This window comes from Thermosynechococcus sp. PP555 (assembly GCF_031583225.1).
GTDB lineage: Bacteria > Cyanobacteriota > Cyanobacteriia > Thermosynechococcales > Thermosynechococcaceae > Thermosynechococcus.
The window spans coordinates 1,834,830-1,861,707 of record NZ_CP134168.1; the positions used below are offsets into that span (position 1 = coordinate 1,834,830).

General features: G+C 54.2%; 29 protein-coding genes. 15 read left to right on the forward strand and 14 right to left on the reverse strand.

What is annotated here, in order from left to right:
• Window position 1: 1 nt before the first annotated feature.
• Entirely contained in the window at window positions 2-1,648 is a 1,647-nt protein-coding gene (locus RHH27_RS09015; RefSeq protein ID WP_310742725.1) for an AarF/ABC1/UbiB kinase family protein, read from the reverse strand.
• Window positions 1,649-1,776: 128 nt separating this feature from the next.
• Here RHH27_RS09015 and trxA point away from each other — a divergent pair, with 128 nt between their 5' ends.
• Entirely contained in the window at window positions 1,777-2,091 is a 315-nt protein-coding gene (gene trxA, locus RHH27_RS09020; RefSeq protein WP_310742726.1) for a thioredoxin, read from the forward strand.
• 126 nt (window positions 2,092-2,217) lie between these two features.
• Entirely contained in the window at window positions 2,218-3,375 is a 1,158-nt protein-coding gene (locus RHH27_RS09025) for a DUF445 family protein (protein WP_310742774.1), read from the forward strand.
• Here RHH27_RS09025 and RHH27_RS09030 read toward each other — a convergent pair.
• The gene (locus tag RHH27_RS09030) at window positions 3,372-3,962 is read right to left on the reverse strand and encodes a DUF3318 domain-containing protein (protein WP_310744999.1); all 591 of its coding nucleotides are present in this window, start codon (window positions 3,960-3,962) and stop codon (window positions 3,372-3,374) included. The two genes, RHH27_RS09025 and RHH27_RS09030, sit on opposite strands and share 4 nt — an antisense overlap.
• A 120-nt stretch (window positions 3,963-4,082) precedes the next feature.
• Between RHH27_RS09030 and RHH27_RS09035 the strand changes: the two genes are divergently transcribed.
• Together RHH27_RS09035 and RHH27_RS09040 are read left to right on the forward strand one after the other, a co-directional pair.
• Window positions 4,083-5,354: an FAD-dependent hydroxylase gene (locus RHH27_RS09035; RefSeq protein ID WP_310742728.1), complete on the forward strand. Its 1,272-nt coding sequence runs from the start codon at window positions 4,083-4,085 to the stop codon at window positions 5,352-5,354.
• Between the two features lie 80 nt (window positions 5,355-5,434).
• Complete coding sequence (locus RHH27_RS09040; protein WP_206199870.1) at window positions 5,435-6,754, forward strand: class I SAM-dependent methyltransferase; 1,320 nt, start codon at window positions 5,435-5,437, stop codon at window positions 6,752-6,754.
• Here RHH27_RS09040 and RHH27_RS09045 read toward each other — a convergent pair.
• Genes RHH27_RS09045 through dapF form a run of 4 tightly spaced genes read right to left on the reverse strand, consistent with a single transcriptional unit; the run spans window position 6,746 to window position 10,350 of the window.
• Complete coding sequence (locus RHH27_RS09045; protein ID WP_302678101.1) at window positions 6,746-7,858, reverse strand: DUF819 domain-containing protein; 1,113 nt, start codon at window positions 7,856-7,858, stop codon at window positions 6,746-6,748. The genes RHH27_RS09040 and RHH27_RS09045 overlap by 9 nt on opposite strands.
• Window positions 7,851-8,570, reverse strand: a complete 720-nt coding sequence (locus RHH27_RS09050) for a peptidase (RefSeq protein ID WP_206199872.1) — start codon at window positions 8,568-8,570, stop codon at window positions 7,851-7,853. The genes RHH27_RS09045 and RHH27_RS09050 overlap by 8 nt, the downstream gene beginning before the upstream one ends.
• Window positions 8,571-8,579: 9 nt before the next feature.
• Complete coding sequence (locus RHH27_RS09055; protein WP_149818715.1) at window positions 8,580-9,482, reverse strand: VWA domain-containing protein; 903 nt, start codon at window positions 9,480-9,482, stop codon at window positions 8,580-8,582.
• Between the two features lie 7 nt (window positions 9,483-9,489).
• Complete coding sequence (dapF, locus tag RHH27_RS09060; RefSeq protein ID WP_206199874.1) at window positions 9,490-10,350, reverse strand: diaminopimelate epimerase; 861 nt, start codon at window positions 10,348-10,350, stop codon at window positions 9,490-9,492.
• 30 nt (window positions 10,351-10,380) lie between these two features.
• Between dapF and RHH27_RS09065 the strand changes: the two genes are divergently transcribed.
• Window positions 10,381-10,599: an Hfq-related RNA-binding protein gene (locus tag RHH27_RS09065; protein ID WP_149818719.1), complete on the forward strand. Its 219-nt coding sequence runs from the start codon at window positions 10,381-10,383 to the stop codon at window positions 10,597-10,599.
• Here RHH27_RS09065 and larC read toward each other — a convergent pair.
• Both larC and RHH27_RS09075 read right to left on the reverse strand, forming a co-directional pair.
• Window positions 10,591-11,790: a nickel pincer cofactor biosynthesis protein LarC gene (gene larC, locus RHH27_RS09070; protein WP_302678102.1), complete on the reverse strand. Its 1,200-nt coding sequence runs from the start codon at window positions 11,788-11,790 to the stop codon at window positions 10,591-10,593. The genes RHH27_RS09065 and larC overlap by 9 nt on opposite strands.
• A 72-nt stretch (window positions 11,791-11,862) precedes the next feature.
• Window positions 11,863-12,243: an MGMT family protein gene (locus tag RHH27_RS09075; RefSeq protein ID WP_149818723.1), complete on the reverse strand. Its 381-nt coding sequence runs from the start codon at window positions 12,241-12,243 to the stop codon at window positions 11,863-11,865.
• A 332-nt stretch (window positions 12,244-12,575) separates the two neighbouring features.
• Here RHH27_RS09075 and RHH27_RS09080 point away from each other — a divergent pair, with 332 nt between their 5' ends.
• The 9 genes from RHH27_RS09080 (at window position 12,576) to RHH27_RS09120 (ending at window position 19,891) form a co-directional block, all read left to right on the forward strand.
• Window positions 12,576-13,313, forward strand: a complete 738-nt coding sequence (locus tag RHH27_RS09080) for a V4R domain-containing protein (RefSeq protein ID WP_206199877.1) — start codon at window positions 12,576-12,578, stop codon at window positions 13,311-13,313.
• On the forward strand, window positions 13,294-13,869 hold the full coding sequence (locus RHH27_RS09085) for a hypothetical protein (RefSeq protein ID WP_302678103.1): 576 nt from the start codon (window positions 13,294-13,296) through the stop codon (window positions 13,867-13,869). Before RHH27_RS09080 ends, RHH27_RS09085 begins: the two co-directional genes overlap by 20 nt.
• Before the next feature lie 9 nt (window positions 13,870-13,878).
• Window positions 13,879-14,364, forward strand: coding sequence for a phycobilisome protein (locus RHH27_RS09090; RefSeq protein WP_206199879.1), 486 nt, complete (start codon window positions 13,879-13,881; stop codon window positions 14,362-14,364).
• Window positions 14,365-14,420: 56 nt separating this feature from the next.
• A complete protein-coding gene (locus RHH27_RS09095) occupies window positions 14,421-15,092 on the forward strand; it encodes a V4R domain-containing protein (protein ID WP_206199880.1) in 672 nt (223 codons plus the stop codon).
• A 50-nt stretch (window positions 15,093-15,142) separates the two neighbouring features.
• Entirely contained in the window at window positions 15,143-15,625 is a 483-nt protein-coding gene (locus RHH27_RS09100; RefSeq protein WP_206199881.1) for a 2Fe-2S iron-sulfur cluster-binding protein, read from the forward strand.
• A gap of 38 nt (window positions 15,626-15,663) precedes the next feature.
• Window positions 15,664-16,464 carry a tetratricopeptide repeat protein gene (locus RHH27_RS09105; protein ID WP_206199882.1) on the forward strand — a complete coding sequence of 267 codons (801 nt, stop codon included), beginning with the start codon at window positions 15,664-15,666 and terminating at the stop codon, window positions 16,462-16,464.
• Window positions 16,465-16,558: 94 nt separating this feature from the next.
• Complete coding sequence (locus RHH27_RS09110; protein ID WP_302678104.1) at window positions 16,559-18,346, forward strand: serine/threonine-protein kinase; 1,788 nt, start codon at window positions 16,559-16,561, stop codon at window positions 18,344-18,346.
• Between the two features lie 43 nt (window positions 18,347-18,389).
• Window positions 18,390-19,358, forward strand: coding sequence for a metal-binding protein (locus tag RHH27_RS09115; RefSeq protein WP_302678105.1), 969 nt, complete (start codon window positions 18,390-18,392; stop codon window positions 19,356-19,358).
• Window positions 19,355-19,891: a hypothetical protein gene (locus RHH27_RS09120; RefSeq protein WP_302678106.1), complete on the forward strand. Its 537-nt coding sequence runs from the start codon at window positions 19,355-19,357 to the stop codon at window positions 19,889-19,891. Before RHH27_RS09115 ends, RHH27_RS09120 begins: the two co-directional genes overlap by 4 nt.
• A gap of 40 nt (window positions 19,892-19,931) precedes the next feature.
• Here RHH27_RS09120 and cobT read toward each other — a convergent pair whose 3' ends face one another.
• The 4 genes from cobT to RHH27_RS09140 form a co-directional block, all read right to left on the reverse strand.
• The gene (cobT, locus tag RHH27_RS09125) at window positions 19,932-21,020 is read right to left on the reverse strand and encodes a nicotinate mononucleotide-dependent phosphoribosyltransferase CobT (RefSeq protein WP_206199885.1); all 1,089 of its coding nucleotides are present in this window, start codon (window positions 21,018-21,020) and stop codon (window positions 19,932-19,934) included.
• Window positions 21,017-21,787 (reverse strand): peptidoglycan editing factor PgeF, encoded by a 771-nt coding sequence (pgeF, locus tag RHH27_RS09130; protein ID WP_302676071.1) that lies wholly within the window; start codon window positions 21,785-21,787, stop codon window positions 21,017-21,019. The genes cobT and pgeF overlap by 4 nt, the downstream gene beginning before the upstream one ends.
• Before the next feature lie 44 nt (window positions 21,788-21,831).
• On the reverse strand, window positions 21,832-22,125 hold the full coding sequence (locus RHH27_RS09135) for a nucleotidyltransferase family protein (RefSeq protein ID WP_302678107.1): 294 nt from the start codon (window positions 22,123-22,125) through the stop codon (window positions 21,832-21,834).
• 85 nt (window positions 22,126-22,210) lie between these two features.
• A complete protein-coding gene (locus tag RHH27_RS09140; RefSeq protein ID WP_302678108.1) occupies window positions 22,211-22,924 on the reverse strand; it encodes a phycocyanobilin:ferredoxin oxidoreductase in 714 nt (237 codons plus the stop codon).
• A gap of 87 nt (window positions 22,925-23,011) precedes the next feature.
• Between RHH27_RS09140 and shc the strand changes: the two genes are divergently transcribed.
• The gene (gene shc, locus RHH27_RS09145) at window positions 23,012-24,940 is read left to right on the forward strand and encodes a squalene--hopene cyclase (RefSeq protein WP_302678109.1); all 1,929 of its coding nucleotides are present in this window, start codon (window positions 23,012-23,014) and stop codon (window positions 24,938-24,940) included.
• A 6-nt stretch (window positions 24,941-24,946) separates the two neighbouring features.
• Here the strand turns inward: shc and RHH27_RS09150 are convergent, their stop codons facing one another.
• Complete coding sequence (locus tag RHH27_RS09150; protein WP_302678110.1) at window positions 24,947-25,786, reverse strand: M48 family metallopeptidase; 840 nt, start codon at window positions 25,784-25,786, stop codon at window positions 24,947-24,949.
• An 88-nt stretch (window positions 25,787-25,874) separates the two neighbouring features.
• Window positions 25,875-26,864, reverse strand: a complete 990-nt coding sequence (locus RHH27_RS09155; RefSeq protein ID WP_302678111.1) for a cysteine synthase A — start codon at window positions 26,862-26,864, stop codon at window positions 25,875-25,877.
• Window positions 26,865-26,878 lie beyond the last annotated feature (14 nt).

The following is a 26,878-nucleotide window of genomic DNA, read 5'->3' on the forward strand; positions in this document are numbered from 1 at the left end:
CCTATTGCCAGCGGCATAACCAAAGAAAGCGCAGCCAACTACGCAGGAGTGCCAAACCCGCTAGTGCTGCTACTGTAAAAAGAGCGATCGCCCCCCCCAAAGCTTTGGCTGACCACAACATCGCCCCCGCCAAAAGGGTAAAACCAGCCAATCCCAAATAGACTAAACAAATTAACAAACTCTCAATGCGCCGCAGTTGCCGCTCCATGGTGGGATTGCGCACCGACAGTTGCAGTTCGCCACAAGCCAAGCGATCCTCTAACTGTTGCAGCCGCACTTCAACCCGACTGGGCTGCTGTAATCGCTGGTTGATTAGGGTTTGGGTTTGGTGAATCAGTTCTCGCCAGCCCCCCCGCGAGTGACGCATGAATTCCTTGACAAAGGGTTGGGCCGCCGCACTCAGGTTGTACTCAGGGTCTAAACTGCGGGCAATCCCATCGAGGGTTGTGAGGGACTTGAGAATATAGGTCATCTTTGCGGGTAAGCGAAAGGGTTGCTGCTCAAAAAGGGCATACACATCCTGTTGCAATTCCCGAAAGGCAGCTAAATCCACAGGCCGTTCGGTAAATCGATCTAAAATCAATTGCATAATCCGTTGTAGGGGGACTCTATCGGTAACAGGCATCAATAGCCCCAGTTCAATCAAGGCAGCAATCACGCGATCGCTATCCTTTTGCAGCACCGCAAAAAATGTTTGTACCATCTGCTGCTGATTCAGGGCTGGCACTTCCGTCATCATGCCGTAGTCATAGAAGATGAGATCGCCTTCCTTGGTCACGGCCAAGTTCCCCGGATGCGGATCAGCGTGGAAGAAGCCATCAATCAATAATTGCTTGAGATAGCAACAAATCCCCCGTTGGTTAATCATCTGGGGATTCAAGCCAAAGGCTTCGATGGCGGCGCGATTGTCAATGCGAATGCCGGGGAGATACTCCATCGTCAGGACATAGCGGCAAGTATGCGTCCAATAGACCTTGGGGACGCAAATATGGGGGTCTTGGGCAAAGTTGGCCCGAAAGCGATCGGCATTTTGCCCCTCTTGAACGTAATCAATTTCCCGCAGCAGAATACTAAAAAACTCCTCATAGATTTCGTGGAGGGCATAGGGACGGAGAAAGGGCAGCCAGCGATCGCCCCAGCGAATGAGTTCACCAATGGCCAGATAGTCCAGATACAATTTCGCCTCTAGATGGGGGCGTTGTACCTTGACAACAACCTGTTCACCACTGTGGAGTGTGGCGCGATGGACTTGACCGAGACTGGCGGCTGCAAGGGGTTTGGGATCAAAGGTGGCGTAGAGATCGGCAAGGGGTTGCCCCAAGTGCTGCTCAATCAGGGCGATCGCCTGTCGCGAGTCAAAGGCAGGCACCTGATCCTGTAGCTTTCTTAGCGCTTCAATGTATGCCGGGGGCAAAAGATCAAAACGAGTGGAGAGAAACTGACCCATTTTAATAAAGGTCGGCCCCAAGACCAATAATTGCTGTACGAGCCAACGCGCACGTTGAGATTGGGCGCGATCGCTCCGCCGCCGCCAAGTATAGTCCCACAGCAGTTGACTCCCAAAGCGCCCCAACACCCCCACAATTTGGCTCACACGGCGAAACAGGAGCCAGCAACTCGGACGATAGGTAGAGGCAGTAACCAGCATTCAGCAGCAATCACAAAAAGTGCCCAACCTCAACAATACTCCCTTTTTCACGGGCATTCAGATTTGCTCGCCCCGATTCTCTTCTGCCGTGTCTATGATGAGAACTAGAGTCCTGATCGGAATTTGCTATGGCGACCACACGTCAATTTAGTAGCTTCAGCGATCTCCTAGCCACCACAGATAGACCCCTCCTAGTTGACTTTTATGCCGACTGGTGTGGTCCTTGCCGCATGATGGCGCCGATTTTAGAGCAGGTCAAGCAAGTTTTGAAATCGGCTGTTGAGGTCGTCAAAATTGACTCCGAGCGCTATCCCCAACTGTCGAGTCAATACCACGTTCATGCTCTGCCAACCTTGATTCTTTTCCACCGAGGCCGTGAGGTTCAGCGCTGGGAAGGGGTTCAGCCGCCAGAAGTTCTGATTGATGCGATTCGCCGCCTGTAAAATTCTTCAAAAGAAAGGTGTTTGAGGAATCAATCAGGATTGGCCAATATCAGCTATTGGACATTGCTCGTACCACCGTTGGCGGGGGGCGTCATCGGCTACTTTACGAATGATTTAGCCATTACCATGCTCTTTCGCCCCTACAAGCCTATTTATGTCGGCGGCAAGCCACTCCCCTTTACCCCCGGTCTGATTCCCCGCAATCAGGAGCGGCTGGCTCGTCGCATTGCTGATGCCATTCTGGGTTCTCTCCTGACGCCAGAGGAGCTGCAAAACTTAGCGCGGCGTCTGTTGCAAGTGGAACGAGTGAAGGCGGTCATCCATTGGCTCCTCCAGACAAGTCTGAGCCAAATTCAGGCTCAAAGTGAACAGCGATCGGCCCAAGTTTTGGCCAATATTCTACGGGATTTTTTTGGCAGTGCCCTACCCCGTTTGATTAAAGTGTGGTCGCGGCGGGAAGATTTTCTGGAACCACAACTGAATCAACTCTTTGATCAGGTATTAGTGGAGCTGCAACTGAGTGATGAGCAGGCGGAAAAACTGGCAGATTGGCTGCTGTCGGTCATGTTGCCCCCCGATCGCCTGCGACTGGCGATTATTGACTTTCTCACCGATCGCACGATTAATGTCCTCGATCAAGAACTACGCCAAAATACCAGTGGCACCTACTGGGTGGTGGCTAATCTGGTGGGGGTGCGCAATACGTTAATTCGCCTGCGGGAGTATTGTCTCAATGAACGCGAAGCTTGTAACCGCCGCCTTGGAGAATTAATCACGGCATTGGCACTGCGGCAACGCTTGGTGGAAGCGCTGCAAAATATCACCCTACAAAGTTTGCCCCTCGGTACGGTGCGGGAGCTACGGCAACTGTTTCGGCAGACAGTGCGCAGCTATATCCAGGAGCAGGGCTTTAGTGTCGTTGAAACGCTCAGTCAAACGGTGGAGTGGGAAACGATTTCCCTGAGTATTTTGCGGCGACTGCGGGATTCAGCCAGTCTGGGTGCCTCGCTGGAAGTGGTCAGCGATGAATTGGCTCTAGTGCTCGATCGCTATCTGGAACGGGATATGGAACTGATTATTGAGCGGGCGATTCCGATTTTGGATTTGGATCGGGTGATTGTGGATCGGGTCAAGGCCACCTCGCCAGAAAATCTGGAACTAGCCATTCAGGGCATTGTTCGCAGTGAGTTGCAAGCCATTGTCCGCTTGGGGGGCATTCTTGGCTTTTTGATTGGGGTGGCACAGGCCGGCTTTTTGTACTGGCAAAGTCTGCAAGCCCCCTAAACAGGAACTTTGATCTCAGATTCACCCGCCAACTGGCGCAGGTTTTGGCAGCGAATGAGTTCTGTGACCGTGAGGACAGGACGCCGCTCTAACTCTGCCACCTGAGAAATCCCTGCAAGGAGAGCCTTGGCAGCCTCTTGTTCACTGTAGCCGCGCCGTTGAGCCAATTGCAGGGCTTGGCGATCGGCCGCTACTTCCACGGGAATCCCCCGCGTATTTTGCCACACTTGAAGGCCAGCAAAGGTGGTTAGCCCCCCGGCTACCAAAATGCCGACAGGATCTGCTTGGACAACTTGTAAGACTGTACCCAGCAAGCCTGCCACCGTGAGTCCTTGGTAGAGGTCAAGTTTGATCAAACCCGTGGTGTTAAACCACGCCACTGCCCGCAGCAATAAAAGATCGCGCTCTGGGGTATCGAGATGCTGCCACAGGCGAAAGTTAATTTCAATCGGGCGATCGCCCCAAGGAAGAGCGGGCTGATAGCGCAACACTTTGCTTTGTTGTGGTCGAGAAACCAACTTACAATACATCCGTGCCGACGCCGGCATCAGATCAAGCAAGCGCGGAATCTCAGCCTCTGGGGTCATAGGGAAACTCATACACTCATTGCTCTGCCTTTAGTCTGCCATTACCATCCCTTTTCTGCAATCTTTTAAATTCCTTAGAATGAGGGAGCAAGTGTTTTTTGTGCCCGAATCAAAATGGTGATGACATCGGCTTTTGCCCCCGCAGAACAATCGCTGGTCGCTTCTGGCCAAGAATTGCCCGCCGTGGATGTGGCGATTGTCGGTGCGGGGATTGTGGGTCTGAGTTTGGCCTGTGCGCTGCGAAACAGTGGTCTAGCGATCGCTCTCATCGAAGCAACACCCTACGCGCGGGAAAACACCAAAGGCCAAGCCTATGCTCTGCACCAAGTGTCCCGCTACTTCTTTGAGGGGATAGGGGTGTGGGATCAGCTGATGCCCCATGTGCAGCCCTTTGAGGTGGTGCAACTCTCCGATGGCCATTGCCCCTTGACCGTTCGCTTTTATCCTGAGGATTTGGGCACAGCGGCCATTGGCTATGTCGGTGAACATGCAGCGATCGCCGAGACCCTTCAGAGCGTTCTACAGTCTGTTGGCAATGTGACGTTCTATTGTCCGTGGCGGGTGGTGGCCAATGAAGTGAAGGGCGATCGCGCCCACCTCACCCTCATCTCTGACCACTCCTCAGAACCCCAAGTGGCGCATTTGGCAGCGCGTTTAGTGGTGGCAGCAGATGGTGGCAAGTCTCCCCTGCGGCAGCAGATGGGCATTGAACCCAAGGGATGGCAGTATGGTCACTCCTGTGTGGTTGCTACCCTCGATGTTGCCCATCCCCAACCCGTGATCGCCTATGAACGCTTTTGGCCAACAGGCCCCATGGGGGTGCTCCCCCTAGCGGGGAATCGCTATCGAGTGGTTTGGACACTGCCCCACCCAGAGGCACAAGCCGTTGCTGCCCTCGACGATCGCGCCTTTCTAGCGAAACTTCAGCCCTATCTTGACCCGCAGATGGCGCAGATTAGGGGGGTGAGCGATCGCTTTGTCTTTCCAACCCAATTAATGCAAGTGAATTCCTATGTGGCCGATCGCTTTGTGGTTATTGGCGATGCCGCCCATCGCTGTCATCCAGTGGGAGGGCAAGGGCTAAATTTAGGCCTGCGGGATGTGTGGGCACTAGCGCAACAAATTCTTGCTACACCTTGTGACAGACTGGGCGATCGCCCGTCCTTGATCCAATTTCACCGTCAACGCTGGTGGCAAAATGCCCTAACCCTTGGATTTACCGACCTACTCAATCGGCTTTTTTCCAATGCGTGGTGGCCTTTGGTGGGGGTGCGCCGCTGGGGCTTGTGGCTGTTGCGAACTGTTGCCCCCTTCAAACGTCTGGTGCTGCGGTTTATGGCTGGTCTCCTGCTACCCCTACCGAGCGATCGTCAATTCCCCAGAGGGCGTTAAAACTTTCTGCGCAATTATCTCCAGCGCCATCATTCTGTAGGATTAATTTGACAGAGAAACGAACCACTTGGGAGAAATAGATGGCTGCTACGGATGATCTAGAGAAAATTCGCCGCCAGTTTGACTATGGCCCCTATCCCCGTGTTGCCATTGACAAAACTCCCAAGGATGAGCCGAATGTTCTCTTTGTCCACGATTTGGTGACCGCCTTTTATGTGCGGGATCATTGGGTGCCAGAGACCAAGGGCAAGCGGATTCTCGATGCCGGGTGTGGCACTGGCTATAAGTCCTTAGTGCTGGCGATCGCCAACCCCGGCGCGGAAATTGTCGGTATTGACCTGTCCCCTGAGTCTGTGAAGTTAGCGGCAGAGCGACTCAAGTTCCATCACTTTGACAACGTTTACTTTGAGGCGCGCTCCATTTTGGATTTACCCAGTTGGGGCGAGCAGTTTGACTACATCAATTGCGATGAGGTGTTGTATCTGCTGCCTGACCCCGTCGCAGGCCTCAATGCCCTCAAAAGTGTCCTTAAGCCCGATGGTATCTTGCGCGCCAATCTCCACAGTGCGCTGCAACGCTTCCCCTACTTTCGTGCCCAAAACCTCTTTAAGCTGATGGGCTTGATGGACGACAACCCCGAAGAAATGGAAATGGACATTGTCCGCGAGATCATGAAAGAACTCAAGGATGGTGTCGATCTGAAGGTTCGCGCTTGGAACCCGCACTATGAGAAGGAGGAGAGTAATGAGACCCTCTTGGCGAATCATTTACTGGTGGGCGATAAGGGCAGCACGATTCCCCAACTCTTTCAATACCTAGAAGCAGCGGGTCTGGAATTCATTTCCATGGTTAACTGGCGCCACTGGAATCTGGTGGATCTCTTCAAAGACCCAGAGAACCTGCCCACCTTTTTAGCGCTGAGCTTGCCCGATGTGCCCCAGGCAGTGCAATTGGAGATGTATGAACTTTTGCATCCCGTGCATCGCCTCTTGGATTTTTGGTGTAGTCCGCAACCCCGTGCCGCGGTACCCGACTTAGGGGAATGGTCTGAGGAGCAGTGGGATCAAAGTACGATTTATCTCCATCCGCAACTGCGCACTGAGGCAATCAAGGAAAAATGGCTAGGGTATCTCAATGACCGCATGATTGTAGACTTGGGCACATTTATGTCCTTTTCTAGTCCCACGTCGGTCTATGTGGATCCGCTGGGATTGGCAACACTGCTGCCCTTGTTTGATCAGCCCCTTCCCTTTCCAGAGCTGTGCGATCGCTATCAACGCTTGGCTCCCCTCGACCCCCTCACCCTAGAACCCATTGAACCAAGGGTGGCACGGCAACAACTGCAAGCCCTTTTGACCCGCTTGGAATTGAGTTTATTTGTTCTGGTTAGTTTACCCTAAACCCATCCAGCCAAGAACTTGGGCAAGCGCCAGTCCCAAATAGCTGGCGATCGCATAGCCAAGCAGTCCCAAGGTAATCCCGACCCCCATTAACTGGGGTTGATGCCGACCCGTGGCTTGGGCAACGGCTGTGGTTGGTCCGCCAACAGCTGCCTGGGAGGCAAGGGCAAGCAGTTCCACATCCAACTTCAGGAGTGCCCCAAGGCCGAAGGTGACAAGACCGTGGGTAAACACAATCATGGTAGTAAAGAGAATCATTTCCAGTCCCACCGGAATGAGCGAGGGCACATGGGTACCGGCACCAATCACCGTAAAAAAAAGATTCAGGCCAAACATTCCCAAAGCGCCCGTGCCCCGCAGGTAGCGCATCCATTTGAATTGCGCCAGCGCCAAGCTGAGGGTGGTGAGCCAGACAACAGTGGGAATTAGCGGCCAAAACTGATGCAGCGCCGTTGACAAGACCAAGATAGCTATGGCCAAGCTGAGGAGAATGGCCAAATCCACAGGAGCGATCGCTGAGGTCGTCGGTAGCGGCATCACTCTAACAGTTGCCTCTGCATCCCGTGAAGGATAAAAACGGGCTAATAGCGAGGGTAGAGTAAGGGTTATCGCCAGCCAAACTGCCGTGAGCAGGTTATCCGCCGTCGTGGCCGCACTAAAGAGCAAATCCGAAAGGTTGAGGGCACGCCCAACCCCCACGAAGTTAATGCTGCCGCCAATATAACTAGCCGCCAAACTGCCCGCCAAGCGGGGGGTATCCCCCAAAAACCAACGATGGAACAGCACACCTGCAAGGAGAGCGCCCACCAAGGTTCCACAACTGGCCAGGCCAAAGGCCAACAGCGCCGATCGCCCCAAGCGCCGCACATCCTGTAAATTCACCAGCAGTAGTAGCCAGACGATCGCCAAGGAGGTGATGGTGCCGTAGATCGTGTCATAGACCGGCGATTGTTGGGGAATAAGACCCAAATTTGCACAAATGGCAGCCAGAATCAAAACAATCAGCGCAGACCCCAAGCGTGCTGCCCAGGGAAAACGCTGCTCTAGCCATAGCCCCAGCGCCGTCAGCGTCGATAGGATGCCCCAAAGGATCAAGTCATCCATGGGGGGTCAACTCCGCTAGCCGCTGTCCCAACCGTGTCGGCTGCTCATAGACCCGCCGCAGGGTATTCACATCCCGCTGTGAAATGGGGGGCGGATCCGCCACTTGGGCAAAATAGAGGGCATCAGTGGGTAGGGGGCTATGTCCCCAAATGCCGAGGGCATGACCCAGTTCGTGGCGCAGCGCTGCAAGGACAAACTTGGCAGCTTGAGTCGGACGCACCACGACACGGCAGCGATGACGCAGCACCCCTTGGCTATCCACAAAGAGTTCGTAGCTGGTTTCAGCAAAGCGGGCGCGGCGGTTATTTTGATCCGTGGGTCGCTGCGAGAGCAAGCGAATATTCGCCGCCAGGCTGGCATCCACAATTTTTAGGGGCAAATAGGCGGACCACTCCTTTACGGCCTGTTCTGCCGCTGCTTGCCACACATGGTTCGGATCCCACGGCGGCGGTTCAATGGCAACGGTGACCGGGAACTCTGTCCACAGTAGATAGCCCACTTCCACCGCTTGGACTTCATCAAAATAGTCCTCACCTTTCCTAGGAATCTCAGCTAGGGAGGGGGGCAACGGATAATGCACTGCTGCTGGCAGTTGGATATTCTGGCGCGTCAGGTTTGCGGTGCCTGCCAAGGACTCCCAATTCCCTTGGGTACCGCCCAGCATCAATCCTAGGGCAACCATGCACACCAAGAACCACCAGCGACGCTTCATCCTTGCTCCTCAACAGGTCTGTACAAAGGGCCAGCCCGGAAATCGCCAGAGAATGATGGGAATTGCCACCGTCCAGAAAAAGGCATTGAGCAAGGCAATTTGACCCGCCAGATTCATCGGCAGATGCAACCATCCCTGCAACACCCAGCGATCCAAGGGCAAGACCAAGAGCCACATAAAACAAATGACGGCCATTCCGCCCCAAAAGATTGGCCAGCGGGCGTTGCTATTGAAGCCCTCAAAAAAGGTTTGACCCACCAGTTCTTCGAGAATGGCGACGGGGGCAGAGCGGTATTGCCCACCTGTGACTTGGGTAGCGGCGGCCAGTTGCGGAGCATGATCACCGACAACAATGGCGTTGATTTTGACTCGTTGTTGGCGGGCATTGGCCACCACGCCTGCATCTACTGGGGCTTCCCCATCGGTAATGAGGAGCAGTTGGCGGCAGCGATTCGAGATCTGTTGCAGTTGTTGGGTGGCCATGGCGATCGCCCCCGAAAGATTGGTGGCACTGGGATCCACTTGGGCAAGCAAGTCACTGCGATTAAGGGCTTGATCCAATTGGGTGAGGAGCAGATCACTATTGGTCTCAAACCGCGGCGTCAGAAACACCACATTGCGGCCAAAGCCGTGGATCATGACTTCGTTGGGGTTGGTGAGTTCCCGTTGGTTGCGTTGCAAGTAGAGCTTGGCAGCGAGCACCTGCTGCGCCATTACAGTTTGGGGTTGATTAAATTGCAACGGATTATTGCCAAACGTACTGCCGCTGAGATCAAGGGAGAGGACAACGGCGACACTAGGGCGTCCCCAATTCAACAGTGAGAAGAGCAGCGCCAGCAGGACACAGCCTATGAAAAGAATGAGGGGAATCTGAAAAAGAGGGTAATACCACAGTTGTCGCCGACGGGTCATAACTCACCTAAGGCAAGGTACCGCTAAAGACTGCGAGGGCAGGCCCGGTCATATACAAATGTTGGCTAGGCAAATCCCAGCGAATATGGAGATCTCCCCCCGGCAGTTCAACCGTGGCTTGGGCTTGATCGCCCACAGGACTCAGGCGATGGGTCAAGACGGCAGCGACGAGAGTGGCACAGGCTCCCGTTCCACAGGCAAGGGTCATGCCCGCTCCCCGTTCCCAGACGCGCATCCGCAGGCGATCGCTCCCTAGGACTTGGACAAACTCAGTATTGGTACGCTGGGGAAAAACGGGGTGATGTTCAAACTGTGGGCCAAGGGTTGCCAGATCAACCGCAGCAACATCCTCGACAAACGTGACACAGTGGGGATTTCCCATACTCACACACGTCACCAACCACGGGCGATCGCCCACCATTAGGGGCACATCAATCACCTTTTGATCTGCGGCTGCCAAGGTGGTGGGAATCTGCTGCGCCAAGAGTTGGGGTTTGCCCATATCCACCGTTACCTGACCATCCGCTTGTACCTCTGGCACAATGAGACCGGCAAGGGTGTCAATGCGGTAGCGCACGATTTCGCCGGCGGAGCGACCCTCAAGGGCAAAAATAAACTTGGCCAAACAGCGAATGCCATTACCGCACATTTCGGCCACTGAGCCATCGGCATTGTACATCCGCATGCGGTAGTCGGTATCCCCCGTGCCTGTCAGCAAAAAAATGACGCCATCGGCGCCCACGCCAAAGTGGCGATCGCACCAGTGTTGCGCTTGTTCTGGGGTTAAGAGCAGCTCTTCCTGATGGCGGTTGTCAATGAGGAGGAAGTCGTTTCCTAACCCTTGGTACTTCTGAAAAGATAGGCTCATAGAATTAAAAAGGTACGAGAGGGGAAACCAATGACCGACGAATTCAATACGGCACTGCCCAGCATTCGCCAGTTGCAGACCTTCATTAAAGATAGCACCGAGGTTGAAGTCAAGCTCAGCACCAGTGATCTCGTGGTTGGTAAGGTGCGCTGGCAGGATATGAATTGCCTCTGCGTTGTCGATCACTACGATCAACCCACCATTATTTGGAAACAGGCCATTGTCTTTATTAAACCCAAGCTAGCCTAGGGGCCACAGTGGCAGCGCCACGGCCAAGGCCTCTTGATAGACCACCTGCCAAGGTTGCTGATGCTGACGGGCAAGGGCGGCACAGTCTTCGTATTCGGGCTGGACATTGAGCCGCTGTCCTTGGTGTTCGGCTACTTTCACCCGTACTTCACCAAATGATGTTGTGATGGTTTTGATTTGGCGTTCAAGGATATAGCGCTCCTGTACCTGCCGCCGCAGCCCCAGCGTCGTTGTTTCGCGAAAGAGGGTCTGGACACAGGCGGCCTCTGCACTGGGGGGACACAACACCGTGAGCAACACCCCCAAGCGTGACTTTTTCATCGTAATGGGTTGGTAAAAGACCTCAATCGCACCAGCAGCATAAAGTTGTTCAAGAGTATAGCTGAGGGCTTGGGGTGTCATGTCATCCAGTTGGGTTTGCAGTTCGACAATGGTTTTTGCCGTAGTTGTTTCTGCTGAGTTCGACAGGGTTCCCAACCAGAGACGCAAGAGATTCGGTAGGGGCAACTCTTGACTCCCAGCGCCTAAGCCCACCCGTTTCAATGTCATCGCTGGCGGTGCCCCAAAGCCCTCACTCAGGGCACAAACCAAGGCAGCTCCCGTAGGCGTGACCAGTTCTTTTGCAATGCCGTTGCTATAGAGGGGCACTTGGTAGGTTTGGCACAGTTGTAAGACCGCAGGAACAGGGACTGGTAGTTGACCATGAGCCGCTTTGACCGTTCCGCCCCCAGTGGGTAGCGCCGAGCAGTAAATGTGACTAACATCGAGGTAATCCAACCCCAAGCAGGTGCCGACAATATCCACGAGGGCATCTACCGCTCCCACTTCATGGAAATGTACTTTTTCTGGCTCAATGCCATGCACGGCGCCCTCAGCAATGGCCAAGGCTTCAAAAACCTTGAGGCTCCAGTCACGGGCGCGATCGCTGAGGTGGGCGGCACGGATTTGCTCTGCAATGTCTGGCCAATGGCGATGGTGATGGGAGTGGCGATCGCGCCGATGCACCTGTGCTTTTAATCCCCGCTGTCCCTTGCGCTGCACCGTTTCTGTGGTCAACTCAAACTCATCGGCAATCCCGAGCTTTGCCAATTCGCTTTGGAGGTAGTCGAGGGGAACCCCCAGATCAAGGAGGGCACCCAGACACATATCCCCTGCCACCCCAGCAGGGCAGTCAAAATAGGCAACCGTCATAGCAAACTCACAGGTGCAGCGGCACTAAGGACTATGATACCGGGTTTATAGTGAGCGAAACTGCAAGGAGACTTACCCTACCGCTGAGGTTTCTGTGGCGATCAACAGCTCATCAACTATAACCGACGGTTGCCACTGGTAGCGCCTCAAGTTAATGCGATCGCCCGCCTCAAAAATAATCCCCTCTGCCTCTAGGCGCCAGCGCTGTAACTCATCCGTCCCTTGGCGTTGGGGCGCGTAGGAGATTTTGCCTTGGGCATTAACCACCCGATGCCATGGAATGTCAGAATTCGGTGCCACTTGATAAAGGGCATAGCCCACATAGCGTGCATGACGCGGCCAACCACACAGGGCGGCAATTTGGCCATAGGTGGCCACACGTCCTACGGGGATTTGCTTCACTAACCAATAAATTTTTTGTTGAAACGTCAGTGCCTGCGTGTCTGTCTTCATAAGATTTCACATTTTAAGGCACATTCAACTCCTCTAAATCCGTATTCCTACGGAGGAAAGCATCAAAATGAACCCCCTAGATTAAACATTAAGGGTGGTAACAGGATTACTAAATTCAATTAAGAACACCTGTCCCCGAAAAGATAGATCGGTCATGATTTAAGCAGCAGTAATGCTGAGGCAGGGGAGGGTGGAATTCGTTGTTTTGTGTTGAACCATGATGTGTTTCTCATCGAATTGCTTTTTGCTGAATGATGGCTTCTATGCTTTTTTGACTTGAGTTCCCAATTGTCTTTGTCAATATTCTTGACGCTATTTGATGGAGTCACCCTATGACCATGACCAGTTCCCGACCCCAAGCCGCCACTGGCGATCGCTATGGTGTTAACCATCTCCTGCGCAAAAAATACCCGAAACGCCACCATCACTATGCCTTTTGGGACTTCTTTGAATTCGATAGCGATCGCGGTACCTACACCGATTGGAACAATGCCCGCAACCTCCTCGTCACCGAAGACTTCGTCATTGGCCTCATTGAAGGCCTTGAAGAGGAAGTTGGCCCTGCCTCCAGCGTCGTCATGTACAAAATTGGTGAAGAATGGGGACGCCGCGATGCCGAGTTCTTTGCCAAATGGTTCCCGACCGAATATGGCTATGAGCAGGGGATCAAGCAAATGCGGCTTCCCTATGTCCTCGAAGCTTGGTGGTGGCCCTACACAACCCAAGGCTGGGGTAACTGGGAAGTGGATCTCAGTGAGCAAAAACACGGCTTCATGTTTATCAACATCTTTGATTCGGTTGTGGCGCGTACCTTGGGGGATGTTGGCCGACCCGTGTGCCACCTCTACGCAGGCCTCTTTGCCGGTTTCTTTAGCGGCCTGATTCAAAAAGAACTCAGTTGTATTGAAATCCAGTGCTACGCTATGGGAGAAACCTACTGCAAGTTCCTGCTCGGCAAGCAAGATCGCATTGATGCCGCTGCCTTCTGGCAAAACGAAGGAGCCTCCGCCAAAGATATTGAAAAACGGCTCCGCAGTGGAGAACTGGTCTATGAAAAACCGAAACGGTAATTGGCAACAGCAAGCCGTTGCTGAATTCTTTGAGGAACTGAACTGGCTGGGCTTGGTGCACCAGCAGCCGATCGCAGAAACCTTGGTTCTCAACTGGCAATCCCTGAAAGTAGGAGAATTTTGGCAGCGGGTCAATTGGCTGGGGCTTGAGGTCAAAGGGGCGATCGCTCCCACGAGTCCCACAGAATGGCCCAGCTACCGCGTCAAGGACTTCTTTGGTCACATGAACTGGGAAGGGATTGAGGTCATCTTGCCTGCGATCTCACCCCCCCTAGAGGAGGAAATGGCGGCTCCCCCCGTTGCTGCCCCTACCCTCCCTTGGGCTGCATGGTCGGTAGAAACCTTCTTCCGCCAACTCAACTGGGAAGGCCGTCCGGATCAAGCCATCTCCCTCGAGCCAAGTCTGTGCCTCTGGCGCCTGTCGGTCAAAGACTTCTGTGCCAGTATTCCTTGGGCAGGCCAACCCGTGATTGCCCAAGTGAGGAAAGTGGAACCCCCGCCCCCTGCCCCCATGGAACCCGAAGTCACCCTCTCAGACTTATCAAACCTGTTTTAGGAGATCCCTATGCACACGGAGTTAATGAATCTCTACTACAAAGCCGAAGAAAACTACCTCAGCAATGTGGACATCAAAGTCTTCCGCCACCACATCGAGTCTCTGCAACAGCGGTTGAGTACCTATGAATTTCTGCGGGATCATGAAATTGAAATCTTCCAGCCTGTAGCCGACACTCTGCAAAAGAAATACCCCACCGAAAATCCCCAAACCCTTGAGCAAGTGTTGCGTCAAGCGATCGCCCTACTGCGCTATGCCGCCATGGCCATGCTCCTGAATAACCCCGAGTTTTTGCAGCATCGGCTCCTCGAGTGGCTCACGAAAGTGGTCAACGCCCACCAAACCCAAACCCTATGGAGCAGTTGCCACGAGCTTCTCAGTGCCCGCCTCAAGGAAATGCTCACCGAGGCTGAGCAGGACTTGATTTTGCCGCTGTTGGATCACGCCCAAGCGACCCTTGTGGGTCTGCCAGCGGTGGTCTCTGTCCACGCCTAGGTTAGGGTTGGAAGTCTGCTGAAAGTGCTTGTTATGCCTACGAATGAGGATGCCCTATGATCTCCGTTGCTGATTTGGTCAAAGACCCCATCATCCTCGGCAATTACTACGCTGCCGATGCTTATGTACAGGGGGATTTTGAAACAGGTCTGATTGAAAACCGCAAAGGTGCCCGTCTGATTGCCCTACCCGATATTTTGCTCCAAGCCATCTATGCCGGCCTCGATCAGGAAGTGGGACAGGCCAGTGGGGTGGTTCTCTTTAACTGTGGTCGCTGGTGGGGCAAGAACTTTTATCGCCGATTTGTCGAGGAGGTCAGCGAGTACTATCGCCGTCCCCTTGCGGAAATGGAAATGGTGGAGTTTCTCCAGTGTCTCAAGGAATGCTGGAAGACCCACGGTTGGGGCACGATTGATCTCGATGTGAGCTTCTACCAGCAGGGCTTTTTGGTGGTGAAAACGTGGGACTCCCCCTTTGCGGCGGCGGCTCCCAAAAATACGGGTCAGCCCCAATGCGCTGCCGAGGCGGGGATTTTAGAGTCCTTCTTTAGCCAATTGACCGGTCGCGATCTCCACTGTGTGCAAACTGCCTGTGAAACCCTAGGGGCAACCAATAACCTCTTTGTCTTGGGCTTGCGGGAGCGGGTCGAACCGGCTAAGGCTTGGCTGCAAGAGGGACAGGATCATGACACGATTATGGAGCGGCTATGTCGCACTCAAGCCGCTTGAGTATGATCCTAAAGTAACTCTCGATGCGTCATTAAAAGGAGAAAAGAGCAGTGGCCAAAGTTGTCAAACTTGAACCCATCTCGCGGGAAACCACGATTAATACCAATGACAATTTGCTGTCTGCTCTATTGGACTCTGAACTCCACGTGCTCAAGGAGTGTGGCGGGCGCGGGATGTGTGCCACCTGCCATGTCTATATCAAAGAGGGGATGGAGAGCCTCTCCCCGATCAGTAAGCGTGAGCAACGCACCCTTGAAGTGATTACAACGGCAAATGCCACCTCTCGCTTGGCCTGTCAGGCACGGGTACTGGGGCCGGGGGTAGTGGTGGAGCTACCCTCAGGGATGTATGTCAGCGCGGTTGAAGATATTGAGTCTTTGATTGGGCGGCGGGCTGAGCAGGATATTTTGCACCCCCTCGATGGCCGCGTCTTGGTGGAAGCGGGCAAGCTCATTACCCGCACGATGATTACCCAGCTGAAAGATACCCAAGTGCAGGTGGGGCAATATCTCGCCAATACGTCGGATGCCTAACCAACCACTTCATTTTCATCCTCAGGGAGGCACCATTTATGGAAGACCGTAGTTTGAATTCCCATGACACGCCATCGGGCAGGGGGCTAGCACCCCTAGAATGGGGCGCAACAGGGCTAACGGTTGTGTTGTCGGTGGCGGCGGCTGCGACCCAACAGGCCATTTTGACAGCGATCGCTCCTTTGCCCCTCTCATTGGCGGTGGGCTTAAACTTAGTGAGCCGTAAAAAATTGGATGCCCAGTTCCAAGCCTTTGTGCAGCAACAGGAGGCCAAAATTGCTGAATTGGTGGCGTCCCAAGGGCAGCAGCAGTCAGAGGTCGGCGGCCTTACCTTGGCCCTGAGTCAGGTATGCGATCGCCTTGAGGATGTGCAGAAACAGGTCATGCAACTCAACCAAGGGGCACGGGATCTCCACGACTACACCCGCATTCTTGACACCGAGCAAAAACAAATTGAGGAAGTGCTGGATTGCTTGCGGGAAATCGAGAAAAATACCCAAGTGATCCAAGTGGATCCCAGCCATGCCAAGGCCTACTACAATCGCGGTCTGACCCATCAGCGTCTAGGGGATGCCGAAGCAGCAATTCTCGATTACACAGAAGCGATTCGAATTAACGATAGCTATGCCAAGGCCTATCACAATCGCGGTGTAGCGCGCTCAACTTTGGGCGATCGCAAGGGAGCAGTAGAGGATTTGCGCACAGCGGCGAAGCTCTTCTTTGAACAAGGGGACATTAGCAGTTATCAGCGGGCACGGGATCTGGCCAAGCGTATCCATGAAGTGGGGAGTATTGAACAGGACAATAAAGAGGTACCCTTAGAAATCCTCTTCTCCTAGGGGACAATTCATTTTGCTGCTGACCCTGCATTGACAGGGGCAAAATTGCGAATCATTCTGAGAAATGTTTTTCGTTGATGGTTGAGGCTCCTTGTTGGCCACGGCTCGTGCTGCCCAAACCTCCCGTTACCGGCTGGTGGATCTAGCCGGTCAAGGCCAGTACGGACAAGTTTATCTGGCGGTCAATCGCGAGTCGGGTGAACTGGTGGCAATTAAGGTGCTCAGCGAGCGGCAATTGCTGACCCGTGGCTTTTTGCGGGAGTTGAATTTTCTCCTGACGCTTCAGCATCCCCATGTGGTGGGTTGTCAGGCGATTGACTATATTCGCGTGCACCATAGCTCCCAAGTAAGCCGCAGTTTGGTAATGGATTATTGTGCCGGGGGGACCTTGCGATCGCTCCTAGAGCAAGAACAGGCCTTACCCCTGACCACCGCTTTGCGCCTTACGCTGGATGTGCTGGCAGCTTTGACCTACGCCCATCATCGCGGCATTCTCCACTGCGATCTCAAACCGGAAAATATCCTGCTGGAGGTGACTGCTACGGGCTGGCAGGCAAAGGTGTCCGATTTTGGTGTCGCACGCCTCATTGAGGATGTCAAGGGCAGCGGTCAAACGGGATCTCCTGCCTATATGGCGCCGGAGCGTTTCTATGGTCAGACGATGCCCGCTTCGGATCTCTATGCAGTGGGGATTCTCATGTACGAGATGATCGTTGGCGATCGCCCCTTCCACGGCACACCTGCTGAACTCATGACTGCCCACCTTAGCCGTCCCTATACCCTTCCTGAAGGCTTGCCCTTTCTGGTGCGGAGCACTATTACTAAAGCGTTGGATAAATTACCGCAGCGCCGCTATAAAAGTGCAGCGGAAATGACGATGGCGGTGCAATTAGCCCTAGAGGTGATCGAGGCAGAGCGTCATGAGCAGCTGTTGTTGTTCTCTAGGTCACCGGCGGCGGTTTGGCTGGGGGAACCCCAAGGCTATTCTTTAGCGATACCGCCCCAACAGGTTGCTAGTACGGCCACAAGGTTCTATGGGGTGGTGGGCGATCGCCTGTGGGCCTGGCAAGCCAAGGAATCTCACCCTGAAGTGATTGGCCAATGGCCGCTGCCACCGTTGCCGATTCAACTCTATGGCGGTGAATTGAGGGCTTGGCTGGGCATCCAAGGGCAGCCACCGCAGCTTTTCTGTATCCATGACGGGATCATTCCCCTAGAGTGTCATCTTCGCTCCACTCTGAACCGATTAGCCATTGACGCCACTGGTTATTGGTGTGCAGAAACGCAGATTGATGATGCAGGAGAATTAACACTTCATGTCCAACTGCTCAATGGTCAAGGACAGCGCACTCTCCGCTGTGGATGGCAGGGACGAGCTTTTGTGGATACACTCCTCCTCAATCGTCGTTATGGCTTGGTCATCAGTCGTTCCCAACATCCTGAGACGGAGCATGCCACCACCCATTTTCAACTCTTTGACCGCCGCGGACACTGGCGGCTATACACCCAACTGCCTGCCCACCTGACGTTGTTCACCCCTGCCCATCACCAGCCATGGCAACTAGCAGCGTTTGAAGATCATCCGCAGCAACCTCTATTGATGCTCCTCCATTTGCGGCCTTGGCGGATTCAACGCTTGGGGCTGCGGTTTCGTCCCCAATTTCTCTGTGCTACGCCCTGGGGCTATGTGGTGGCGGGTCGCCATCGTTTGAACTTAGTGACCCACAGCGGCGAAATTGTCGGCACGGCTGAAAGTGAGCAGGAGATTTGTGGCCTCGGCTTTACGGGCGATCGCCACCTTTGGCTGATTCGGCAGCATCAGGGCAAGTATATTTTGCAAACGTGGGATATTACGGCCTGGGAAATTGACCTCATCCTCTAGGCCAGCCGCCTATGATAGAAAGAATAGCCGTGGGATATGCCCCATGAAACAGCCCCAGATTCTCAAAATTACCCGCAAAGCGGCCAGTCTGAAACAAAAGCAAAAGCAGCAGTCATCTCCCACCACCCTTGATGTTACAGCGACAACGGTAGCCTCTGAACCCGTCGTTGAGGTAGCAGCGGGCGATCGCGACAGTGCTCAAGGGCGTCAACATTGGTGGAGTGAACGCTGGATTGGTGTGCTAGAGTCCTTTGGCTGGCGCCGACGCCTAGAGCGGGCACGCAATTATGTCCGTGAAGGACGGGTGCTCACCTTGGAATTCAAGGGCAACCAAGTCCATGCCCAAGTTCAAGGCACGGCTCCCGAACCCTATCACGTCAAACTGCATTTGGATGCCTTTAGTGAAGAGCAGTGGCAATATGCCATTGACGGCATGGCACAAAAAGCCTTCTATGCCGCGAAGCTCCTAGCGGGAGAACTGCCCCCCAGTATTGAAGAAGTCTTTACCCAAGCTGGACTGAGTTTATTTCCCTTTACTAAGTTCGACATCCATAGCCGCTGCAATTGCCCTGACCCCGTCAATCCCTGCAAACATATTGGCGCGGTTTATTACTTGCTGGGGCAATACTTCAACGAAGACCCCTTTTTACTCTTTCAGTTGCGGGGCAAAACCAAAGAGGAGATTCTCCAACGCCTGCGCCACTATCGGGCAACGGCGACTACCCCCTCTATGGTGCCCACCCCCCCACCCCTCTATGAGCCACCGAAAACCGATGCTCCCTTTTGCCAATATCGCCAGCCCCTACCCCCAGAGTTAGTGGTGCTTGTCCCCAGTGGTCAACCCCATGCCGTGCTATCCGTGTTACCCCCCTTTCCCCATGAGGTTCCCAGTGAAGTGGCGCAGTTAATGGCCACCCTAGAGCAGATGTACAGCAGTGCCAGTCTTGCGGCCTGTCAGTTGGCGATGGGTGAACCGCTGAGAGGAGATGAGGGAACCGAAAGTGAGCCATGAAACCCAACCAGTATGACGGTCAGGGCGAAAATCTCAAACGTGGTCTCAAAGCAGAGGACGCCTTCTTAGAGCTTGCCCGCAAGCAGGGATTCCAAGTTCACCACGCGAGCGAAGCTGCTGATATTCATGAGCACTGGGATTGTTTGTTGATTAAGGGGTATGCGTCCCTGAAAGTGGACATCAAGGCAGTCAAGAAAATTCAACGCCAAGACCCGCAGCCCCAAGATCAATACACTTGGATAGAATTGCAGGGGGTACGTGATCAAGGCTGGTTGTTTGGCGGTCACTCAGACTATATTGCCTTTCAAACGTTGAACTCATTTATTTTGGTGCAGCGCACAGCACTGATAGCGTTTGTGCAAAAGAATGTCGATCTCGCCGTTCAAGTGACCCAACCTACAGAGGCCCTAAAAAAACATCAAGGCAAATATCCTGTGTACCGTCGCTCAGGGCGGAGCGATCGCCTCATCTTAGTCGAAACCGATATTCTAAGACAGCTTCCGGGCAGTATCGAGTGGCTGAATCCCCAGTAACTTCCCCCTTTTCCCCAATGAAAGTCGCTCTCAAAGAAGATCACATCCCTTTAGACCAGCGATCGCCCAACCTGTCAATAATATGCACCATGTCTGAATTGCTCCAGCCCGCCAGCAGATGGGCAGCAATGGCACACCCCCCCGCACCAACCCCTTCCTTGACAAACCCCTGTTCATAGGCACGCAGGGCAGGATGACGGGATGCGCTGAAATCAAGTTGCGTGTAAATGAGTGGACACTGAACACGCTCTGCCAAGCGGTGAATCTGAGCCGTTTGATCTTCAATCAGCCAGCGGGTTGTGCCCACCACGATTTGTGCGGGACACCAAGGAAGCTGACGCCACTGGGCGATCGCTCGCGCAAAGGCATAGACCGCCATCATTTGTGACCCCCCCGCCAGCAACACACCACAGGTTTGACTTGCCCGCAGGGCCATAGCCGCCACCACCACCTGCATTGGATCGCCAATCGCTGCTACACAAGTGAAAGGATCCGCATTAGCAGGGAGATGGGCAAGCCCCTGTTGCACGAGTGACCACTTTTGGGCATGGTTACTCTGGCGATGACTACTGCCTACACAATCGCGAGCGGGGATGCCCAAACTTTCACAGAGGGCAAGGGCAGTGGTTGTGCCGCCCACGACACATTCAGCAATGATCAGCCACGGATATTGGCTGCTGAGCTTGGCTCCCCAAGACCATCCCTGTTCCCAGAGCTGCGCTACAGTTTGGGCTGTCATCGCTTCAGCCGTGGTTAGGCAGCGCGCCGGAGCGCCCCCCAAGTCAATCATCTCGGGCAGACGCGGCAAAGGTAAACCCGCATCAAAGACGTAGAGGGGCAACGCCAAAGCCTCAATGAGGGCACGACTAATTAGAGCAGGGGACGCACCCGCCGTCAGGGGTGGCAGCGGATAGCGGTAGTAGGGTTGAATGCCTCGCAGCAGGAACTCGCCATCCGCTAGGGCTGTGGTTCGGCGATCGCTGGGGGTTTGACCCGCTGCCGAGATTCCGGGAATCAATGCCGTTTCCGTAAAGCCAAGAACACAGACTAGGGCAGGAAAGTCGGGGTGCTGGCAGTGGCGATCGCCCCAAGCGCGGGCAATGGATTCTCCCGTGGCAACGCCAATCATACTAATCGACTAATAATTCCCGACCACTGCACCTGCTTGAGGTGTTCACGGCGATAGGAGAAAAAGCATTCAGCATCGCGAAACGTACAGTGGGGAGACAGGGCAATTTGCTCGTCCCTTAGCCCCAATTGCAGCAATTGCAAGCGATTCACCCGTGCCACATCCACCCGAAGTCGCTCAGGGTCTGGATCAAGAAAGATCATCTCTGGGTCTAAGGCAGCGAGACGCTGGTAAAGATCATCGCGGTCAGTGGTTTCCGTCACCCCCTCAAGAATGGTCTGCGCCAAGGCACGGGTCACATTCAGCCCCACTTGATAGACCTCACCGCGAATCGCAGGCCCCATGGCAATCCGTAAATTGGCAAGATCACTGCCGAATGCTTGCATCTGCTGGAGCGTGGCCCTAGAGATTTGGATCGCTGTCCCCCGCCACCCCGCATGAATCGCCGCAACCCGTCCACTGCCCACATCGGCAATGAGTAGCGGCACACAATCGGCACTACACACCCAGAGGGCTTGATCAGACCCTGTGGCCACAAGGGCATCCGCTGCCAATCGTTCATCACGGGCTAAAACTTCTGCTGCCAAAGCCACGCGATCGCCATGCACCTGTTGGGTTCGTAGCGGTGTTGCTGTCGTGCCTAGGGCTGCGGTGAGAGTGCTGAGGTCTTGTCCTTGCCAATCGCGAGTAAAGAAGCCATGCTGAAACCCCTGCAAAAGATCGCAGGTGAGAAAGCGCCCGAGGTCAGTGGTTTGCCAGCGCCACATTGTCAGATCCAATGACAGCTAAACTATGGCGTTCTCATAGCTTCCTAGAAGGCACGAATCGCTTCCTTTAATACCTCCTCCCTAAGCCTTGAACGTAAAGATTGGGGTGTGCCCAAATCAACAGAACAGCTTAAGATTTTCTCCAAATATTCTTTTAGCTCAATGAAGGTAAATAATCCAACAGGCCTTTCAAACTCTACTAACAAATCAACATCACTTTCAGCGTCAGCTTCCTCCCGTGCCACTGAACCAAACAGCTGCAGGGTCTTTACTGCAAATTTTTTAAGGGATTCTCGACGGTTTTCTAAGGTATTGATCCCTAATTGACGACTCAACATTCCAATGTTTCCTTATTCCTTTAATCTGAATCTGACCGATCCACTGGCTGATGCGGTTCATCGGGGAGAGAGTCCTTAAGGGGTTCTAGGCAGCAGGGGGCAAGTCAAAGAGAACGGTGGTCATGTAGCGTTCTGCCCAAGCAGCACCAAAGGCTTTTTCCAGAACCCGGCGGGTTTTATCGTTCTGCTGTTGCTGGTGGCAGTAGTGCCGTTGGCCGGCAATCACGGCTTCGGGCTGATCCGTGGGCACAGCTTGCTGGCTAAGTTGACAGTGGAGCGTGAGGTACTCACCAATGCGATCGAGAAATTGCTGTTCCTCAGTGTCTCCCTGTGGCCGAATAAAAATGCAAAAGGACGAGAAGATATGTCCCCAAGGGGGCAACTCACGGGGTTGACTAAAGGTGAGTTTTGGCAAAGCATTTAAGGCCGATGTATAGGCAGCGGGCAACTCACCCGTCACCGGCGAGAGATCCACAATTGCGGCACTAATTTGCCCTCGGCCACCCACGAGGTCACAGCCAAACATTGGCAGATCGTAGCGCGGCTCTGGAAACATGACACAGTGTAAAATATCCAGACTCTCCCCCACCCGTGCCAGTTCAAGGTGAAGTTTGCGAAAGGGCGGCGCTTGGTAGCAGTGGTTCTCAATCGTTAGCCGCTCCCCTTCCAGTTTGCCCTCGACATAACCGAGATCCTCAGGCAGGGTATAGGGGGCTAAGGGCAAAGTGCTTTGCCAAATCTGCTCAATGCGATCGGCGAGCCGCTGAATTAGGGGATGCTGGTGTTGACGGAGAGACATAGCCTTGATCCTAACCCAAGTCTGTGCCGCTTGCGAGGGAGCGATCGCCCCCGCTAAACTAACCAAGAGTCTAACAGCCGAGGAATCATGCAAACTCAAATTGCCGCTGCCATTGACCCAAAGCAACTCCAACAGGCGATTCGTGCCAGCCAAGACTTTCTCTTTTCACAGCAATATGCCGAGGGCTACTGGTGGGCAGAATTAGAGTCCAATGTGACCATGACCGCAGAGGTGATCCTGCTCCACAAAATCTGGGGCACCGAACAGCGGCTACCCTTGGCCAAAGCGGAACAGTATTTGCGCAACCATCAGCGGGATCACGGCGGTTGGGAGCTATTTTATGGCGATGGCGGCGATCTCAGCACCAGTGTTGAGGCTTACATGGGACTGCGACTGTTGGGCGTGGCCGCCGATGATCCTGCCTTGGTGAAGGCACGGCAATTTATCCTTGCTCGCGGTGGCATTAGCAAAACTCGCATCTTTACCAAACTGCACCTTGCCCTCATTGGCTGCTACGACTGGCGTGGGATTCCCTCCCTCCCCCCTTGGATCATGCTCCTGCCGGAGGGTAGCCCCTTCACTATTTATGAGATGTCTAGTTGGGCACGCAGCAGCACCGTGCCGCTGTTGATTGTCATGGATCGCAAGCCCGTTTATGCCATGGATCCGCCCATTACCCTCGATGAACTCTATGCCGAAGGGCGGGCAAATGTGATCTGGGAACTGCCCCGCCAAGGCGACTGGAGTGATGTCTTTATTGGTCTCGATCACGTTTTTAAGCTCTTTGAAACCCTGAACATTAATCCCCTCAGAGAACAGGGGCTAAAGGCCGCCGAAGAATGGGTGCTCGAGCGTCAAGAAGCTAGTGGCGACTGGGGCGGCATTATTCCGGCGATGCTCAACTCCCTATTGGCATTGCGTGCCCTTGACTATGCTGTGGATGACCCCATGGTGCAGCGGGGGATGGCAGCAGTGGATCGCTTTGCGATTGAAACCGACACCGAGTATCGCGTCCAGCCCTGTGTCTCCCCAGTTTGGGATACTGCCTTGGTCATGCGCGCCATGGTGGATTCAGGCGTCGCCCCCGATCATCCCGCCCTGGTCAAAGCTGGCGAATGGTTGCTGTCCAAGCAAATCCTTGACTATGGGGACTGGCACGTAAAAAACAAAAAAGGTCAGCCGGGGGGATGGGCCTTTGAATTTGAGAATCGCTTCTACCCCGATGTGGATGATACAGCGGTGGTGGTGATGGCGCTTCATGCTGTGACCTTGCCTGATGAAAACCTCAAACGGCGAGCCATTGAGCGGGCAGTCGCTTGGATTGCCTCAATGCAGTGTCGGCCGGGGGGCTGGGCAGCCTTTGATGTGGACAATGACCAAGATTGGCTGAATGCCATTCCCTACGGCGATCTCAAGGCAATGATTGACCCGAATACTGCTGATGTCACGGCACGGGTGCTGGAGATGGTGGGGCGGTGTCAGTTGGCCTTTGACAGTGGTGCCCTCGATCGCGCCCTTGCTTACTTGCGCCATGAGCAGGAACCGGCAGGCTGTTGGTTTGGCCGCTGGGGGGTGAACTACCTCTATGGCACGAGTGGGGTGTTGGCAGCCCTCTCCCTTGTTGCCCCTCGCTACGATCGCTGGCGCATTCGCCGTGCCGCTGAGTGGTTGGTGCAGTGTCAAAATGCCGATGGTGGTTGGGGTGAAACCTGCTGGAGCTACAACGACCCTTCTCTCAAGGGCAAAGGCGATAGCACCGCTTCCCAAACTGCTTGGGCCATTATTGGCCTTTTGGCCGCTGGCGATGCCACAGGAGACTACGCCACAGCAGCCATTGAAAAGGGGATTGCCTACCTGCTGCAGACCCAGCGCGCCGATGGCACATGGCACGAGGATTACTTCACTGGCACGGGCTTTCCCTGCCACTTTTACTTGAAGTACCACTACTACCAGCAGCACTTTCCGCTGACGGCCTTGGGGCGCTATGCTCGCTGGCGCAATCTGTTGGCTAGTTAGGTGAGATTAGAAGGAGCGCAGTTGTTGTTGATAGACCACCGGATCGGTGCCACACAGGGGTTGGGGGGCAACCACACAGTCATTGCTCAAACCAGAGCGAATTAAGTTTTCAGCAAGCAACTGACGATCGCGCGGCGCAGGGTGGGTACTCAAAATCGTTGGCGGTGCCCCTCCCTCCCGTTGCAATTTCTGCAGAAATGTCACCATCGCCCGTGGATCATAGTTGCTGCGAGCCAATAGCCCCAAACCATAGCGATCGGCCTCTAGTTCCTGCTCACGACTGCGAGGACGTCGAAAGGCAAGTTCCATGGCCATTTGTAGCCCGCGATCGCGATCCAAGCCCGCAGCCGTCATTAAGCCTTGGGCGATCGCCATTTGTTGCAGTTGACGAATCACATGGCGCTGATCAATGTGGCCAATTTCGTGGGCAATGACGCTGGCTAGTTCCGCCTCGTTTTCCGCCCGCAGCATTAGCCCTGTAGTGACATAGACAAAGCCCCCCATTGTGGCATAGGCATTCACTTGGCGGTCTTGGATGATGTGAAACTGGTAGGGCACACCTCGACGTTCGCCGACATTAACCAAGCGGTCACCAATGCTATGCACATAGTTTTGCGCAGCGGGATTGCGAACAAGGCGCATCCCTTGCCGCAGCATCTGCTCATGGATCTGTTGCCCCAAGGCCACCTCTTGGCGGGGCGAGATATTCGATAGTTGGATGACCTGAATCCCCTGCAACAGTAACCGCTGCCAGAGATTTTGGGCCTGTGCAGCCACAGGATGGAGAGCGATCGCCACCCCACAGACCAAGCTGGCAAAGAGGAGAAACCAACGTTGTTTTTTCACGGCTAATATTTCGCGTAAAGTCCACACCCACGCCTAGCGGCTACTTGCCCCCTTCTGACCCCTCTATTTTAGACATTGTTCCCAAGGCTTAACGTTTTTTAATCTCTGGCACCCGTAGCCCTTTACTGGCCAGCCACTCTGGATTAAAGAGCCGCGATTGATAGCGGGAACCCCCATCGCACAACACAGTAACAATTGTGTGACCGGGTCCGAGTTCCTTGGCGAGGCGTACCGCTGCCCCCACATTAATCCCGACGGAGCCACCCATAAAGAGGCCATCGTAGTGCAGCAGTTGATAAATGATCTCAAGGCACTCTTGATCCTCAATTTGAATCGCATCATCAATGGGAGCGCCTGCTAAGTTGGCGGTAATGCGGCTATTGCCAATGCCTTCGGTAATGGAACTGCCACTGCTACTGAGGGTGCCCGTTTTCGCATAGCTATAGATGGCACTGCCCATGGGATCAGCAATCACAGTGCGAATGGTGGGATTTTTTTCCTTGAGGTACATCGCCACACCTGCATAGGTGCCTCCCGTGCCAGTAGCTGCTACCCACGCATCAATGCGGCCATCGGTCTGCTGCCAAATTTCAGGGCCAGTGGTTTCGTAGTGGGCTTGGCGATTGGCCAAGTTATCGAACTGGTTTGCCCAGATGGCATTCTCCATCTCAGCAGCAATCCGCCCGGAGAGCTTCACATAGTTATTGGGATCTTTGTAGGGCACAGCGGGAACGGGGCGCACCTCGGCACCTAGGGTACGCAACAGATCAATTTTTTCTTGAGATTGGGTATTGGGAATCACAATCAGGCACTTGTAGCCTTTGGCATTACAAATGTGGGCTAGGCCAATGCCCGTATTGCCTGCTGTGCCTTCGACCACCGTACCACCGGGTTTGAGAAGGCCCTTTTTTTCAGCATCTTCAATAATGTAGAGGGCAGCCCGATCCTTAACAGAGCCACCGGGGTTGAGGAACTCTGCCTTACCGAGAATTTCACAGCCTGTGAGGTCACTAAAGTAGTTGAGGCGAATCAGCGGCGTCTGCCCGACGGTGCCGACAAAACCCTGTTTAATATCCATGCCGTCGTTGTTTT